Origin of the sequence: Stenotrophomonas sp. LST15-1-1.1 (assembly GCF_040815575.1) — a bacterium.
Lineage (GTDB): Bacteria > Pseudomonadota > Gammaproteobacteria > Xanthomonadales > Xanthomonadaceae > Stenotrophomonas > Stenotrophomonas lactitubi_B.
Genome location: NZ_JBFPNJ010000001.1, coordinates 826,606 through 842,637 on the forward strand (window position 1 = coordinate 826,606; position 16,032 = coordinate 842,637).

Annotated in this window: 14 protein-coding genes; 6 read left to right on the forward strand and 8 right to left on the reverse strand. The window is 65.7% G+C overall.

The window, feature by feature from the left end:
* Positions 1-18: 18 nt before the first annotated feature.
* Complete coding sequence (gene serA / locus MRBLST15_RS03725) at positions 19-1,260, forward strand: phosphoglycerate dehydrogenase (protein WP_089240876.1); 1,242 nt, start codon at positions 19-21, stop codon at positions 1,258-1,260.
* A gap of 180 nt (positions 1,261-1,440) precedes the next feature.
* On the opposite strand, the gene MRBLST15_RS03730 is transcribed toward serA, so the two are convergent.
* Positions 1,441-2,010, reverse strand: a complete 570-nt coding sequence (locus MRBLST15_RS03730) for an NUDIX hydrolase (protein ID WP_265951737.1) — start codon at positions 2,008-2,010, stop codon at positions 1,441-1,443.
* Between the two features lie 176 nt (positions 2,011-2,186).
* Here MRBLST15_RS03730 and MRBLST15_RS03735 point away from each other — a divergent pair, with 176 nt between their 5' ends.
* Positions 2,187-3,662 carry an amino acid permease gene (locus MRBLST15_RS03735; protein ID WP_180166946.1) on the forward strand — a complete coding sequence of 492 codons (1,476 nt, stop codon included), beginning with the start codon at positions 2,187-2,189 and terminating at the stop codon, positions 3,660-3,662.
* 97 nt (positions 3,663-3,759) lie between these two features.
* Positions 3,760-5,187: an amino acid permease gene (locus MRBLST15_RS03740; RefSeq protein WP_180166945.1), complete on the forward strand. Its 1,428-nt coding sequence runs from the start codon at positions 3,760-3,762 to the stop codon at positions 5,185-5,187.
* 273 nt (positions 5,188-5,460) lie between these two features.
* On the opposite strand, the gene MRBLST15_RS03745 is transcribed toward MRBLST15_RS03740, so the two are convergent.
* Positions 5,461-5,832, reverse strand: coding sequence for a hypothetical protein (locus MRBLST15_RS03745; protein ID WP_367785256.1), 372 nt, complete (start codon positions 5,830-5,832; stop codon positions 5,461-5,463).
* A gap of 32 nt (positions 5,833-5,864) precedes the next feature.
* The gene (locus tag MRBLST15_RS03750; RefSeq protein WP_367785257.1) at positions 5,865-6,275 is read right to left on the reverse strand and encodes a hypothetical protein; all 411 of its coding nucleotides are present in this window, start codon (positions 6,273-6,275) and stop codon (positions 5,865-5,867) included.
* Between the two features lie 293 nt (positions 6,276-6,568).
* Here MRBLST15_RS03750 and MRBLST15_RS03755 point away from each other — a divergent pair, with 293 nt between their 5' ends.
* The 3 genes from MRBLST15_RS03755 (at position 6,569) to mtnC (ending at position 8,559) form a co-directional block, all read left to right on the forward strand.
* On the forward strand, positions 6,569-7,210 hold the full coding sequence (locus MRBLST15_RS03755; RefSeq protein ID WP_223495003.1) for a methylthioribulose 1-phosphate dehydratase: 642 nt from the start codon (positions 6,569-6,571) through the stop codon (positions 7,208-7,210).
* Between the two features lie 92 nt (positions 7,211-7,302).
* Positions 7,303-7,860 (forward strand): 1,2-dihydroxy-3-keto-5-methylthiopentene dioxygenase, encoded by a 558-nt coding sequence (locus MRBLST15_RS03760; protein ID WP_265952724.1) that lies wholly within the window; start codon positions 7,303-7,305, stop codon positions 7,858-7,860.
* 3 nt (positions 7,861-7,863) lie between these two features.
* Positions 7,864-8,559: an acireductone synthase gene (gene mtnC / locus MRBLST15_RS03765; protein WP_265952725.1), complete on the forward strand. Its 696-nt coding sequence runs from the start codon at positions 7,864-7,866 to the stop codon at positions 8,557-8,559.
* A 51-nt stretch (positions 8,560-8,610) separates the two neighbouring features.
* Here the strand turns inward: mtnC and MRBLST15_RS03770 are convergent, their stop codons facing one another.
* From MRBLST15_RS03770 to MRBLST15_RS03790, 5 genes are all read right to left on the reverse strand, one after another.
* The gene (locus tag MRBLST15_RS03770) at positions 8,611-11,232 is read right to left on the reverse strand and encodes a beta-mannosidase (protein ID WP_367785258.1); all 2,622 of its coding nucleotides are present in this window, start codon (positions 11,230-11,232) and stop codon (positions 8,611-8,613) included.
* Positions 11,233-11,291: 59 nt separating this feature from the next.
* Positions 11,292-12,518: an AGE family epimerase/isomerase gene (locus MRBLST15_RS03775; protein ID WP_367785259.1), complete on the reverse strand. Its 1,227-nt coding sequence runs from the start codon at positions 12,516-12,518 to the stop codon at positions 11,292-11,294.
* Positions 12,515-13,510 carry a carbohydrate kinase family protein gene (locus MRBLST15_RS03780; RefSeq protein ID WP_312704851.1) on the reverse strand — a complete coding sequence of 332 codons (996 nt, stop codon included), beginning with the start codon at positions 13,508-13,510 and terminating at the stop codon, positions 12,515-12,517. The genes MRBLST15_RS03775 and MRBLST15_RS03780 overlap by 4 nt, the downstream gene beginning before the upstream one ends.
* Positions 13,511-13,517: 7 nt before the next feature.
* Complete coding sequence (gene fucP / locus MRBLST15_RS03785) at positions 13,518-14,831, reverse strand: L-fucose:H+ symporter permease (RefSeq protein ID WP_265952730.1); 1,314 nt, start codon at positions 14,829-14,831, stop codon at positions 13,518-13,520.
* A gap of 70 nt (positions 14,832-14,901) precedes the next feature.
* Positions 14,902-15,951, reverse strand: coding sequence for a LacI family DNA-binding transcriptional regulator (locus tag MRBLST15_RS03790; RefSeq protein ID WP_312704849.1), 1,050 nt, complete (start codon positions 15,949-15,951; stop codon positions 14,902-14,904).
* Positions 15,952-16,032 lie beyond the last annotated feature (81 nt).

Sequence of the window (16,032 nt, forward strand, 5' to 3'; positions counted from 1 at the left end):
CACTGGCCGTGCCGCCCCATGTCGCCGAAGAAGACCTCGTTCCCGAAGCAGGATATCCGCGTACTGTTGTTGGAGGGGGTCAGCCAGACCGCCGTGGAGGTGTTCAGCGCCGCCGGCTACAGCCAGATCGAGGCGCACACCAAGGCGCTTCCCGAGGACGAGCTGAAAGCGCGGATCGCCGAAGCGCACATCGTTGGCATCCGTTCGCGCACCCAGCTCAGCGCCGAAGTACTGGCCGAGGCCAAGCGCCTGATTGCGGTCGGCTGCTTCTGCATCGGCACCAACCAGGTCGACCTGGATGCGGCCGAACTGGCCGGCATTCCGGTATTCAACGCGCCCTACTCCAACACCCGCAGCGTCGCCGAGCTGGTGATCGCCGAAGCGATCATGCTGACCCGTGGCATCCCGCAGAAGAACGCCGAATGCCATCGCGGCGGCTGGTCGAAATCGGCCAGCGGCAGCCATGAGGTGCGCGGCAAGGTCCTGGGCATCATCGGCTACGGCCACATCGGCACCCAGGTGGGTGTTCTGGCCGAATCGCTGGGCATGCAGGTGATCTTCCACGACGTGGAAACCAAGCTGTCGCTGGGCAATGCCCGTGCCGCGGCCAGCCTGGATGACCTGCTTGCGCGCGCCGACATCGTCACTCTGCATGTGCCAGAGACGCCGTCCACGCAGTGGATGATCGGCAGCACCGAGCTGGCGAAGATGCGCCGTGGCGCGCACCTGATCAACGCTGCGCGCGGCACCGTGGTCGACATCGATGCGCTGGATGCTGCGCTGGCCAGCGGCCACATCGGCGGCGCGGCGCTGGACGTCTTCCCGGTCGAGCCGAAGGGCAACGGCGATATCTTCGAATCGCCGTTGACCCGCCACGACAACGTAATCCTGACCCCGCACGTCGGCGGCAGCACGCTGGAAGCGCAGGACAACATCGGCATCGAAGTGGCCGCCAAGCTGGTGCGCTACAGCGACAACGGCAGCACCCTGTCGGCGGTCAACTTCCCCGAAGTGACCCTGCCCGAGCACGCCGACAGCCTGCGTCTGCTGCACATCCACCAGAACGTGCCGGGCGTGCTGTCCAAGGTCAACGAGATCTTCTCGCGGCACAACGTCAACATCGACGGCCAGTTCCTGCGCACCGACCCGAAGGTGGGTTACGTGGTGATCGACATCACCGCCAGCGAGGAGCAGGCCAGCGCGGTGCGTGACGAACTGGCGGCGATTCCGGGCACGTTGCGCACGCGCATCCTGTATTGAGTGATGCGCCACCGGGCCACGCCCGGCGGAATGCTTCGGCACCACGCCATCCACGCATGGCGTGGATCTACTGGGCACTATGCATCGCTGCCTCTGGTAGAGCCGAGCCTACGCTCGGCTCATGCACGGCATGGGCGCTCTCAGAAAGGCAGCCGAGCATGGGCTCGGCTCTACAGGTTGCTAGCGTGCCAGCCACCGGCGCGCCATGCGCTGCATCGATTCGTCCGACTGCGGATCGCTGGCGACTTCGGCCACCGGGCGCCAGGCCAGGTCCAGCGACTCTTCGCTGAGCACGAAATCCTCTCCGCCCAGCGCACGGATCACGAAACGTACGTCGTAGTGCCAGTGCCCCGGCACGTCTTTGCGTTCCGGAATCCAATGCTTGTCCAGGTCGAAGATCGCCGGATCGTCCAGCACCAGCCCGCTCAGACCGGACTCCTCTTCGGCCTCCTTCAGCGCCACCCGCGCCAGGTCGCGGTCGCCGTCGGCGTGGCCGCCCAGCTGCAGCCAGCGCTGCAGCTTGCGATGGTGGGTCAGCAGCAGGCGCTGGCCGTCGGCGCTGACCAGCCAGCAGCTGGCGGTGAAATGGCCTGCCAGCCGCTCGCGGCGGAACGCATCCTCCACATCGTCGATCAATGTGCCGAATTCGGCAGCCAGGGCGTCGTGGGCGGGTTCCTTGCGCGCATAGTCATGCAACAGGCGGCGCAGGTGATCGTCAAGCACGGCAAGGGATTCGGTGGTTTCGCTCATGAATGCGGGGTGCCCGGAAAAATACCGGCCATTATCGCCGTTCATTGTTGCGTTTGCGCTTGTGCGGTGCCTTCAGCATTGGCTAAGGTACAGCGGGCCGTTCGCACGGCCTTCACCATTCAGGCCGCTGGCAATGTACCGGCGGCCCTCCCAATCCGATCATCAGGAAGTACTGCATGCTGAAAGCTCTGTTGAGGGTCAAGCCGGTCGAACCGGCCGGGCACGTCGATGCCGGCGAACCCATCGAAGGCAGCCTGGACGGCGAAGCCACGTTGAAACGGACCCTCACGGCGAAACACCTCATCATGCTTGGCATTGGTGCGGTGATCGGCGCAGGTATTTTCGTGCTCACCGGCCAGGCCGCGGCCAACCACGCCGGTCCGGCGGTGATGCTGTCGTTCGTGTTCGCCGGCATTGCCTGCGCGCTGGCGGGCCTGTGCTACGCCGAGTTCGCAGCGATGATGCCGGTCTCCGGCAGCGCCTACTCCTACTCCTACGCCACCCTCGGCGAGGGCATGGCCTGGTTCATCGGCTGGTGCCTGGTGCTGGAGTACCTGTTCGCCTCGGCCTCGGTGGCGGTGGGCTGGTCGGCCTACCTGATCAGCTTCATCACCACCACGCTGCACATGCCGTTCCCGGACGCATTGAGTGCGGCGCCGATCGCTTGGAACGGGCACGAGTTCGCTGCCTCCGGCAAGCTGTTCAACCTGCCTGCGGTACTGATCGTGGCGGCGGTGACCGGCCTGCTGTACGTGGGCGTGACCCAGTCCGCGTTCGTCAACGCGATCATTGTGGCCATCAAGGTGTTCGTGATCTGCCTGTTCGTGGGCATCGGCGCGGCCCACGTGGACCCGGCCAACTGGCACCCGTTCATCCCGGAGAACACCGGTGTGTCCGGCGAGTTCGGCTGGAGTGGCGTGTTCCGCGCGGCCACCATCGTGTTCTTCGCCTACATCGGCTTCGATGCGGTCTCCACCGCTGCCGGTGAAACCAAGGACCCGCAGCGCAACATGCCGATCGGCCTGCTCGGCTCGCTGGCGGTCTGCACCATCGTCTACATCATCGTCTGCGCCGTGCTGACCGGCATGCTGCCGTACCACCTGCTGGGCACCGACAAGCCGGTGGCCACCGCGCTGGAAGCCTACCCGAGCCTGTCCTGGCTGAAGACCGCCGTGGAAATCGGCGCGATCGCGGGCCTGTCCTCGGTGGTGCTGGTGATGATGATGGGCCAGACCCGCATCGCCTACACCATCTCGCGCGACGGCCTGCTGCCGAAGGTGTTCGGCAAGGTCCACAAGCGCTTCCGCACCCCGTACTGGGCCACGATCGTGGTCGGCGTGATCGCCGCTTCGCTGGCCGGCCTGGTGCCGCTGAACGTGCTCGGCGAGCTGGTGTCGATGGGTACCCTGCTGGCCTTCGCCACGGTCTGCGTGGGCGTGCTGATCCTGCGCTACACCCGCCCGGAGCTGCACCGCCCGTTCCGCGTGCCGCTGGTGTGGGTGATCTGCCCGCTGGGCGCGCTGTCGTGCCTGTTCCTGTTCTGGCAGGCGTTCGTGGTGCACTGGCACCTGTTCGTGGGCTGGACCGTGCTTGGCCTGCTGATCTACTTCGGCTACGGCATGCGCCACAGCAAGCTGGCCAAGTCGCCCTGATCCTCCCGACGGGCCGGCTCCGGTGCCGGTCCGTCGATATCCGCAAGCATTTCCGCCCGCGCCCGTTCACGGGGCGCACCGCACAAGACCACCACACATGTTCAAGCAACTGTGGGCCACCAAGCACCCGCACGCCGCCCACGAAGACGCCAACGGCCTGAGCCTGCGCCGCCACCTCGGCCCCTGGGGCCTGACCGCACTGGGCATCGGCGCGGTGATCGGCGGCGGCATCTTCGTCATCACCGGCCAGGCCGCCGCCAACCACGCCGGCCCGGCCATCATGCTGTCGTTCGTGCTGGCCGCGATCTGCTGCGCCTTCTGCGCCTTGGCCTATGCCGAGTTCGCGGCGATGGTGCCGGTCTCCGGCAGCGCGTACACCTATACCTACGCCACCTTCGGCGAGCTCTCGGCCTGGTTCATCGGCTGGATGCTGGTGCTCGAGTACGGCGTCTCCGCCTCGGCCGTCGCGGTCAGCTGGACCGGCTATTTCCTCAGCCTGCTCAGCCATTTCGACATCCATCTACCGGCTGCGCTGGTCAGCGCCCCGTTGGACGCGCAGCTGCGCCCCACCGGCGCCATCGCCAACATCCCCGCCGCAATCCTGGTGCTGCTGCTGACCTGGCTGTGCTACGTCGGCATCAGCAAGTCGTCGGCGATGAACATGGCCATGGTCATCCTCAAGACCGGGCTGATCGTGCTGGTGATCGTGGTCGGCTGGAAGTACGTGGACACCAGCAACTGGACCCCGTTCATCCCGGCCAACGAAGGCCCCGGCAAGTACGGCATGGAAGGCGTGCTGCGCGGCGCGGCGATGGTGTTCTTCGCCTATATCGGCTTCGAAGCCGTATCGGTGGCCGCGCAGGAATCACACAAGCCGCAGCGCGACATGCCGATCGGCATGATGCTGTCGCTGGTGATCTGCACGGTGCTGTACATCGCGATGGCTGCGGTCATGACCGGCCTGGTGCCCTACCAGCTGCTGGGCACCGACGAGCCAGTGGTCACCGCCGTGGCCGCGCACCCGCAGCTGGGCTGGTTGCGGGTGGTGGTGGAGATCGGTGCGTTGATCGGCCTTTCGTCGGTGGTGCTGGTGATGATCATCGGCCAGCCGCGCATCTTCATGATCATGGGGCGTGACGGCCTGCTGCCGCCGGTGTTCACCAAGATCCATCCGAAGTACCGCACGCCGCATATCAACACGGTGATCACCGGCATCGGCATCGCCCTGCTGGCGGCGCTGTTCCCGCTGGACATCCTCGGTGAACTGACCTCGATGGGCACGTTGATCGCCTTCGCGGCCGTATGTGCGGGCGTGCTGATCCTGCGCCGCACCCAGCCGGACCTGCCGCGGCCGTTCCGCATTCCCGGCGCGTGGTTGATCTGCAGCCTGGGCGTACTGAGCTGCCTGGCGCTGCTGTCGGCGATGACGCTGCACAACTGGATGCTGATGGGCGTGTGGACGTTTGTCGGCTTCGTGATCTACTTCTTCTACGGCTTCAAGCACAGTCGCCTGCGGGGCAAGTGAGGTTTTCTGCATTGCAGGGCCTGCGGCCCTGCACCTGCCTTTGAAGCCAGAGCAACGGCAACAGCTGCGCTGAGGGTTTGGCGGGACGGGTTGGATTCGCGGGGGACGCCGTGAATCCGTCCCTGGAGGCTTGGCCGCGGCATCCATGCCGCGGACACCCCCGCGAACCCAACCCGCCCCACCTCCGACCGACAGTCTCCTACGCCGTCCGGTAGATCCATGCCATGCGTGGATATCAGCGGCGCTGTAAATGTGTCGGCTATCGGATGACGATCATCTGCGGCCAAACCAGATGGTCTTCTGTATCCAACCGGCCCCGCCCATGCAGCCCATGAAGTGCTCGTGGTTCCCGGTGGCGTTGATGTCTACCGTGTAGCGCTCGGTCTTTGGCATCAACATCTTCTTGTATTTGCCATCCACGTCGCATGTCTCGCCTTCCTTGCAGACGGTCAGCACCTCGATCTCCTCGGTGCGCTCGACAACCTCCATCTTCTCCGGCCACTTCTCGTTCGCTTCGGCCCTGCAGCGCCAACGCGACTCATCCAGCGGATCGGCATGATCGCTGAAGCGTGCCCATTCGGTTGCGCAGCTACTGGTCAACAAAGCCAGCAACACAACCATCCATATGCGCATCACCATCGGCATCCGCGTGCTCCTTTCCCTGCGACGCTTCGACATCAACGCGCCGTTTCTGATTTGCGCTGCCAGAGCCAGCGCTCCTGCTCTGACCAGCCCCAGTACCACATGCAGCTCTTGTACGCGCTGCGGCGGCTGTCTTGGTTTACATCCATGACGTAGCTCTCGATCTGCGGCTGCTGCACGCGATTGTACTTTCCATCCACGTCGCACTTGCTCTTGTCGTCTTCCCTGCACTTCTCCAGCTGCTCCACGTAGACGGTTCGCACGGCCACTTCGTTCTTCACCGGCCATTGGCCCCTCGACTCCGTAGAACAGTAATCGGTCGAGTAGCTGTATTCCGCTGCGTTTGTACGCGGCACCCACTCGGTCACGCAGCCACTGGTGGATACCACCGCCAGGATCAGCCCCGCACATGCAAATCGCCTGCACCAGATCGTCTTCCTTTCCATGTCGCCCCTTTTCATCAGTGCCGATTCGATCGTGGCTACGATGCATCGGGCTTGTCCACGACCGGAACCGCTTCCACCTGCGATGGCTGGGCGCCTGTTCATCTGACGGCAGGCATGTCTCGATCCAAACGCCCGCAAAGCCTAGCGAGCAGGCGCAGTGACCGTTGGGACCGGCCTGCGGTGGGGAGTTCACCGCGCGTCCTGTGCAGCCCGACTGACCCAATCCCGGATCCTGTTTTCCTACCCCATCACAAGGACTTCAGCCGCTGGCTGAATCCAGTAAAATCGCCCTCATGGACACCCCCACCTTCCCCTACGACACCGCGCGCCTGAGCGAACTGGCCCAGCTGCTGATCGACAACGTCCGCGAACTGGCCCAGGCCGGCTGGACCCCGGCCACCAGCAGCAACTTCTCCCACCGCCTGGATGACCGCCACGCCGCGATCACCGTGTCCGGCAAGGACAAGGGCCGCCTGATCGAAGACGACATCATGGTGGTGGACTTCGATGGCAAGGCCGTCGGCCGCCCGCTACGCCCGTCCGCCGAAACCCTGCTGCATACCCAGCTGTATCGCCGTTTCCCGGAGATCGGCTGCGTGCTGCATACCCATTCGCCGGTGCAGACCATCGCCTCGCGGCTGTATGCGCCGCAGGGCCATATCCGGGTGGAAGGCTACGAACTGTTGAAGGCCTTCGCCGGCAACAGCACCCACGAGATGGCCATCGACATCCCGGTGTTTGCCAACACCCAGGACATGGACGTGCTGTCGGCCCAGGTCGACGCCCTGCTCGACACGCAGACACTCTGGGGCTACCTGATCGACGGCCACGGCCTGTACGCCTGGGGTCGCGACATGGCCGAAGCGCGCCGGCACATGGAAGCATTCGAGTTCCTGCTGCACTGCGAGCTGGAGCTGCGCAAGCTGCGCCGCTGAAGTCTGCGGCAGGGCCAGATGCCATTCTGGAATCTGGCCATCGACGCCACCCTGCTACCCTGTCCTCCCCCCGAGACGTTCAAGCTGCCGCCATGAGCCGACTGCGCATCTACGACGACACCCGCCCCGAATCGCCGCTGCTGGACACCCAGGACGGCGCGGTCATCGCTGCCGAACTGCAGAAGATCGGCGTCACCTTTGAACGCTGGCAGGCCACCGCGCCGGTCGCCCCGGGCGCAAGCCAGGAAGAGGTGTTTGCCGCCTACCGCGCCGACATCGACCGTCTGGTCGCCGAACGCGGCTTCAAGAGCGTGGACGTGGCCTCGATCGCCCCCGACAACCCGAACCGCGCCGAGCTGAGGAAGAAGTTCCTCGACGAACACTTCCACAAGGAAGACGAAGTGCGCTTCTTCGTTGCCGGCTCGGGCCTGTTCACCCTGCACGTGGGCGACAAGGTCTATGAGATCGAGTGCGTGAAGGATGACCTGATCGCCGTGCCCGACGGCACCACCCACTGGTTCGACATGGGCGATGAGCCCAGCTTCGTGGCGATCCGTTTCTTCACCGAGCCGGATGGCTGGGTCGGTCACTTCACCGGCACCGACATCGCGCAGAAATTCCCCCGTTACATTCCGACCCAGGCGTCCTGATCAATGCAGCCCCGCGTCATCCTGACCGACATCGAAGGCACCACCAGCAGCATCTCGTTCGTCAAGAACGTGCTGTTCCCGTACGCACGCCAGGCGCTGCCCGGCTTCGTCGCCGAACATGGCCAGCAGCCGGAGGTGCGTCGCTGGCTGGACGCCGTCGCCAGCGAGATCGGCGGCGCCTGCCAGGACAGCCTGGTGGCCGAGACACTGCAGGGCTGGATCGACCAGGACCGCAAGCACACCGCATTGAAGGCGCTGCAGGGGCTGATCTGGGACGCGGGCTACCGTCGTGGCGACTACACCGCGCACTTCTACCCGGAGGTGGCGCCGGTGTTGAAGGGCTGGCACGCCTCGGGCCTGCCGCTCTACGTGTACTCCTCCGGCTCGGTGCCGGCGCAGAAGCTGTTCTTCGGCTTCAGCGATGCCGGTGACCTCAGTCCGCTGGTGTCGGGCTGGTTCGATACCGAAGTCGGTGGCAAGCGCGAGGCCGACAGCTATCGCCATATCGCACAGGCCATCGGCGTTCCCGCTGGCGAGATCCTGTTCCTGTCCGACGTGGTCGAGGAACTGGACGCCGCCCGCGAAGCCGGCCTGCAGACGCGCCTGATCGATCGCCTGGACGACTACCCGATGCCGCGCATCGGTGCAGCCGCCAACGGCCATGATCGCGTCGAGAACTTCCAGCAGATCCAGTGGTAAGCGAAAACTGGTAGATGCCAACCTTGGTTGGCACCTACCAAAGCGTGCCCCTCAACGATCGTTGAGGGTTTTTACCTTCAACGCTTCTCGCAGCGCAGTCAGATCCACTGGGCCGCGCACGGCGATGTCGCGGGTTTCGCCCGGCAGCAGGTCCAGCAGATTGTCTTCCACCTGCACGTCGAGCGCGCCGAAATCGATCCATGCCGCGCGCACCAGCGCTGCGCTCTGCAGCCGCAGGCGGTAGTGGTCACCGTCGATCGCCAACGTTGACTTCAGCTGCTGGCGTGGCAGCACCTGGTCCTTGGCTTCAACGAATCCGACGACCTGTTGCGCCGTCACCTTTCCGTCCTGCAGCAGCTCGAACACCGCCACTGTCCGCGCCGGGTCGGCGCCGGCCAGCAGGTCGGCATCGGCGTAGTTGCCGATATCGGTCACCCCGGCAGCGACCAGCGTCACCGCCTGCTCACGGCGGCGCAGCACCTTGCCTTCCACGTCCATCACCCGCAGGCGCCACCGTGCATCCAACGGCGTGGCCTGGTCATTGATCACGCGCACGCGTGTCCTGCCCTCATCGCGCAGCGCCGCCACGGTGACCGGCGCGAAGAAGCGCCGTGCGGCAAAGTGCAGCGCCTTCCAGCGGCCGAAGTAGTCAACGCTCGACCACGAGGCACCTGGCCAGACGTCGTTGAGCTGCCAGTAAAGCGAGCCCATCGTATAGGGCCGCGAAGCACGATGATGCAGCGCCGCCATGGCGATGCCATCGGCCTGCATTACCTGACTCAGATAGACGAAGTCCTCGAAGTCCTTCGGCGTGCCGTAGCCCAGCTCGATGTAGTGCAGCAGGCGCGTATTGCCCTCGCCGGCCATGAATTTCTGGTGCGCGCGGATCACCGGACTGTCGATGCGCTGCTCCGCACGGGTAGCGATCTGGTCCACCGTCGCCACTGCAGGCCAGGCCTGCAGGCCGTACTCGGACATGAAACGCGGCGTCTCGCGCAGATAGGCCTGCACCGGCAACGCTGGATTGCCCCAGACCTGCCAGTAGTGCTTGTCACCGCGGGTGGAGTCGTTGGCCTTCTCGTCCAGATCGTTGCTGGGCGAGCTGGACCAGTACGGCACGCCCAGCCCGTCTTCGCTCACCACCTGGCGCAGGTCGTTGCCGAACAGGTCAACGTAACCCTGCCAGACCTTAGCTGCGTACGCCGGATCGGCGGCCTTCAGGTCGCGGCCATGGCCCCAATCCTTCCACGCCGTTTCTTCTTCGTTGTTGCCACACCACAGCACGATGCTGGGATGGTGGCGCAGGCGGCGCACGTTGTCGCGCGCCTCGGCCACGACGCTGGCGCGGAATGCGGGATCGTAACCTGGCTGCATGCCGCCACCGAACATGAAGTCCTGCCAGACCAGCAGGCCCAGTTCGTCGGCGATATCGAAGAACGCATCGTCTTCGTAGTAGCCGCCGCCCCAGTTGCGCAGCATGTTCATGTTGGCATCGCGCGCGGCAACCAGCACCTGGCGCAGGCGCGCGGCATCAACGCGCGCGGGGAAGGCATCGAACGGGATCACGTTCGCGCCCTTGGCGAAGATCGGCACACCGTTGATGACGAAGGCGAAACCCTGCCCTCCCTTGTCATCCTGCTCACGGCGCAGCTCGACCGTGCGCAGGCCAATGCGCTGTTCGCGTGCCAGCACCGCATCGGCACTTCCGTCGAGCGAGGCCAGTACGGTGTAGCGGTCCTGCGCACCATGGCCGACCGGCCACCAGCGCCGCGGTTTGGCCAGTTCAACCGGCACCTCCACGCTGTTCTGGCCGGGCTTCAGCTCAACCGTGCGCTGCACCCGTGCGACGCTGCGGCCGTCAGGACCACGCACCTCAACGTCCACCGCAACGGGACCGCCTACCGCGTCCTGCTCCACCTGCAGCACTACCGCCAGCGTTGCCTTTTCCGCATCAAGCGCATCAGTGCGTACGGCGAGGTCGGTCAACCGATGCGCGCCCCATGCCTGCAGGTCGACGCCGCGCCAGACACCAGCCGTAACATAGCGCGGGCCCCAGTCCCAGCCGAAGTGGTAGGCCGGCTTGCGCGCGAAGTTGCCGACCATCGCATCCTTGGGTTCATCGCCGTACGGCGAAGGATAATTGCCGGCGATCTTGTGCGGCATCGCCTGCACGCCCGGCAATAGTGTGCGGATCGGCGAACGGAACACGATCTGCAGCTCGTTGCCCCTCGCCCGCAGGCGACCTTCGACGCGGGCGCGCCATGTGCGGTGGGCATTGTCGGCACGCAGCAGCGGCTTGCCGTTGAGCTTCACCTCGGCATAGGTATCCAGGCCATCGAAGCGCAGCTCGGCATTGGGCTTGGCCAAGGTGACGGCATCCACGTCGAAACGGGCGCGATATTCCCAGTCGGCCAGGCCGATCCACTGCAGCTCGGCTTCGGGCGCGCCGACGTAGGGATCGCGGATCAGCTCGTGCGCCAGCAGATCGGTATGCACGCTGCCCGGCACCGTGGCCGCGCGCCACTGCTGCAGGCCCGGATGCGCCGCGCCCTGCGCGTCGCCGGGCAGCAGGCGGAACTCCCACTGCGCCTGCAGCGGTGCGGCGGCGACGGGGAACGCGACAGCTGCGATCAGCAGCAGGAGCAGACGGACAACGAGGGGAAGGCGATGCACGTGCGGACTCCTGTTGTTTTTGCCAGGCATGGCCTGGCACTACTGCATTCGGACGATGTTCAACGCACGACGTTCAGCACTTCGTAGCAGGCACCCATGGTGTGGTAATCGACCTTGCCTGCGGGGCTCTTCTCGTCGCTGTACTTGCGGTTGTCAGCGTCGAGGATGCGGAACCATGCGCCGTACCGGTGGTCGACGAAGTGCTCCCACGAGTACGCCCAGATACGGTCGTACCACTGCCAATAGCGGTCATCGCCGGTGCGCTTGGCCATCAGTGCGGCGGTAGCCAGCGTCTCGGCCTGCACCCAGAAATACTTGTCGTCGTCGCAGACGAAGCTGTCGCCGCCGATCGGCGCGCCGTCCATGCCCGGCTGCCGGCGCGACTCCGGTGCGAAGCCGTAGTAGAGGCCACCGCGCGCCTCGTCCCAGCTGCGCTCCACGGCCACATCGAACAGGTGCTGCGCGGTCGGCACCAGCCAGTCGGCCTGCACATGACGGTCCAGGATCAGCAGCAGCTTGGCCCACTCGGTCTGGTGACCCGGCTGGAAGCCCCATGGCCGGAACAGATGCTTGGGATCGTCCAGGTTGTAATCCCAGTCGATGTTCCAGTTGACGTCGTAGTGCTCCCAGACCAGACCGCCGGCCTTGGCCGCCTGCCGGCGGGTCATGTTGTCGGCCAGCTGCAACGCGCGCTCGACATAGCGCTGCTCACCACTGGCCTCGAAGGCAGCCAGCATCGCCTCGCACATGTGCATGTTGGCGTTCTGGCCACGGTAACCGGTGAAGTTCCACTGGCCGTCGGCCTCGTCCCGGTACAGGCCGTGCTCGGCTTCCCAGAAGCGTGCTTCCAACAGCTGCCAGGTCTCGTCCATCCACGTGCGGGCTTCTTCGATGCCCGCTTTCAATGCACAGCTGTAGGCCAGCAGCACGAAGGCCACGCCGTAGCAGTGGTTCATGTCGTCCTCGACCACGCCATCGCGCAGCGTCCAGGCGTAGCCGCCCGTAGCCGGGTTGCGATGCACCTCGCGCAGGTAGCGCACGCCGTGCTCGACCGCATCGCGATACTCGGCATTGCCGAATTCGCGGTAGGCCATGGCGTAGTTGAAGACGAAACGGGTGCTGCTCACCAGGTGGCGATGGCTGGCATCGTAGATGCTGCCGTCGTCACGGAAGTAGTGGAAGAAGCCGCCCGTCGGGTCGATGCAGCGCGGGTGGTAGAACGCCATCGTGTCGGCGATGTGCGCGCGCAGGAAGGCGGGAGAACGGAAATCGGGCGAGGTGCTCATGCGGGAAGGTCCTGTGCCTGCAGCAGCTGCTGCACTTCATCGAACGAGGGCATCGCAGCGAACGCGCCCTTGCGTGTCACCGCCAGTGCGCCAACGGCGGCGCCGAAGCGCAGCGTGGCGGCGATCGCCTGCGGGTCCTGGCAGAACGCAGCAAAGCCCGCACCCGCCCCACCCCGCTCCAGCAGCCCGACCAGCACGCCACCAACAAAGGCATCACCGGCGGCGGTCGTGTCCACGGTGGGCACGCGGAAGCTGGTGACCTTGCCCTGCGTTTCGCGGGTATACCAATGCAACGTGGCGGCGCCGTCGGTGATGATCACCCAGCGTGCCTGCGCGGCCAGCAGGCGACGCAGCACCAGTGCCTCGCCGTCATCGCCGAGCGGGCCCGCCAGGTACTCCAGTTCCTCGCGCGACAGCTTGACCAGGTCGGCGCGTTCCAGCGCCTGCCACAGCCGCGCTGTCGGGTCGACAGTGGCCGGCCACAGCGCCGGACGCAGGTTGAGGTCCAGGCTGACTACCGCACCGGCCGTGCGCGCACGGTCCATGCCGGCGAACGTCGCTTCGGCGATGTCTGCTTCGGTCAGGCTGTTGGAACAGACATGGAAGCACTGCGCGCCATCGAAGCAGCCTGCCTGGAAGTCGCTGTCACGGAACAGCAGGTCGGCCGCCGGCGGGCGGTAGAAGCTGAAGCTGCGTTCGCCACCGGCGTCAAGTGCCACGAAGGCCAGCGCGGTCTTGGCCGCGTCGGTGCGCACGATGTAGTCGGTGCCGACGCCGTGCTCGCTCAGGCTCTCGGCCAGGAAGTCGCCGAACATGTCGCGGCCGAGCATGCCGACGAACTGGGTCTTCGCGCCCAGCCGTGCGGCGGCCACCGCGACGTTGGCCGGTGCACCACCGGCGTACTGCAGGAACGCGCGCGGGGTATCGGCCGAGGCCGGCGGCTGCGCTAGTAGATCGATCAAAATTTCGCCGAAGCAGACGATGGAACCCATTTTCGACTCAGCCTCCGTGCGTGCCGGCAGCCGGCGCACGGGCGCCGACCAGTCCGTAGAAAATGATGTAGCCGTAGCACAGCAGCGGCAGGATGAAGCTGGCCTGCACGCCGACGTGGTCGGCCAGGACGCCCTGCAGGTAAGGCACCACGGCGCCACCGACGATCGCCATGATCAGCAGGCTCGAACCCTTGCTGGTCAGCGGGCCCAGACGCTCGATGCTGAGCGCGAAGATGGTCGGGAACATGATCGAGTTGAACAGGCCGATCGCCACCACCGAGTACAGCGCGACATTGCCGGAGGTCATCATGGTCAGTGTCAGCAGGCCGACATTGACCAGCGCGAAGATCGCCAGCAGTCGGCTCGGCGAGAAGCGCGCCAGCAGCGCCGAACCGGCGAAGCGACCGATCATCGCCATCGTCCAGTAGGCCGACACATAGTGGGTGGCTTCCTGCTCGCTGAACCCGCCGATGGTGGGCATGGACAGGTAGTTGACCAGGAAGCTGCCGATCGATACTTCAGCACCGACGTAGAAGAAGATGCCGAGCACGCCCAGCAGCAGGTGACGCTTGCGCAGCGCATCCAGGTAGCTGTGCTGATGACCCTCGTCAGCCTGCTCGGTGGTGTCGTTCAGCGCCGGCAGGCGGAACAGGAACACGAACAGGGCCAGCAGCACCAGCGCAATGGCCAGGCCGACGTAGGGGCCCTGCACCGCGTGCGCCTCGGCGGCACGGTAGGCCAGCTGTTCGGCGGCCGGCAGCGCGGCGATCTGCTCACCGCTCATGGCCGTGTTGGACAGGATCAGCATGCCGCCGAAGATCGGCGCGATGGCCGTACCCAGCGAGTTCAACGCCTGTGCCAGGGTGAGACGGCTGGAGCTGGTCTGCTCCGGGCCAAGCAAGGCGACATACGGATTGGCCGCTACCTGCAGCACGGTGATGCCGGTGGCCAGTACGAACAACGCACCAAGGAAAGCGCCATAGACACGCAGCTCGGCCGCCGGCCAGAAGCCCAGCGCGCCGACGCCAGCGATCACCAGGCCAGCCACGATGCCCTTCTTGTACCCGAGCGCCGCCACCAGCCGCCCCGCCGGCAACGACATCAGGAAGTAGGTGCCGAAGAAGGTGAACTGCACCAGCATCGCCTTGGCGTAGTTCAGCTCGAACACCGCCTTCAGGTGCGGAATCAGGATGTCGTTGAGGCAGGTCAGGAAGCCCCACATGAAGAAGATGGTGGTGACCACGGCCAGCGCCTTGCCGTTGGTGACGGCAGGCTGGTTGCCCGGGGAACCGGATGGGCGGGGCGTTGCGGAGATCGGCATGCGGTACGCGCCTCGATGCGCGAAAGGTCGTTGGTGCGTGGAAGGGTGCAATCAGTTCAGCAGCAGAGCATCAGTTCGGACGTGCGGCACTGCTTTCGCGGATGCGCAACTGTACCGGGGCGACCGTGCGTCGTGGTGGCGCATCCGGTTCCTCCAGTCGTTGCAGCAGCAGGGATGCCGCCTGCCGGCCGCGCTCGCGCGGGTCGGCGGTCAAGGTTGTCAGCGGCGGCACGGCAACCGACGCTTCTGAAATGTCGTCGAAGCCGGTCACCGCGAAGTCCCCGCCAGGACGGATGCCGCGCGAGTTCAGGCCCAGCATCAGGCCCAGCGCGACGGTGTCGTTGTAGCAGACCGCCGCGCTCGGCCGATGGCCGTCGACGAACAGTTCGTCGGTGCGCGCGGCCGCTTCAAGGCGGTTGGGTGCCGATTCGATCATCCAGCCCGGCGGCAGCGCCAGCCCGGCTTCGGCCAGTGCCTGCTGGAAACCCGCGCGACGCTGGTGGCAGGAACTCGATGCGGCGTGGCCACCGAAGAACGCGATCTGGCGATGACCGCGCTCGATCAGGTGGCGGGTGGCCAGGTAGGCGCCATGCTGGTTGTCCAGGGTCAGGAAGTCCCACTCGGCGCCTTCCAGTTCGCGGTTGAACAGCAGTACGTTGGCATTGGCACCCAGTGCCTGCCGCAGCAGCGTGGCATCGCTGCCTTCGGCCGGTGACAGGATCAGGCCTGCAGGCGTGTGCTCCATCAACGTGGACAGCACCGCCTGCTGGCGCTCGGGTGACTCGCCGGTACTGCCGAGCAGGGTCACGTAGCCGCGCCCACCCAGTGCTTCGTCCACACCGGAGGCGAATTCGGCGAAGAACGGGTTGGACAGATCGTTGATCACCAGCGCGATGCTGGACGATGTGCGTCGCCGCAGGTTCGCCGCCGCGCGGTTGTAGACATAGCGCTGGCGCCGCAGCTCGGCCTCCACCCGGGCGCGGGTATCGACGTTGACCAGCGGGCTGCCGCGCAGCACCAGCGACACGGTCGCGCGCGAAACGCCGATGGCACGGGCGATGTCGGTCACCGTCACCGCCTTGCCGGAACGCTTGCTGGAACTGTCGCCGTTGTCGTTCATCGTCTTCCCGCACTCCGATGGATGCTCAAGCCTAATGGATCGCGGCCCTGTCGTGCCGTGCCGTTCGCTGGGTTGCCTCGA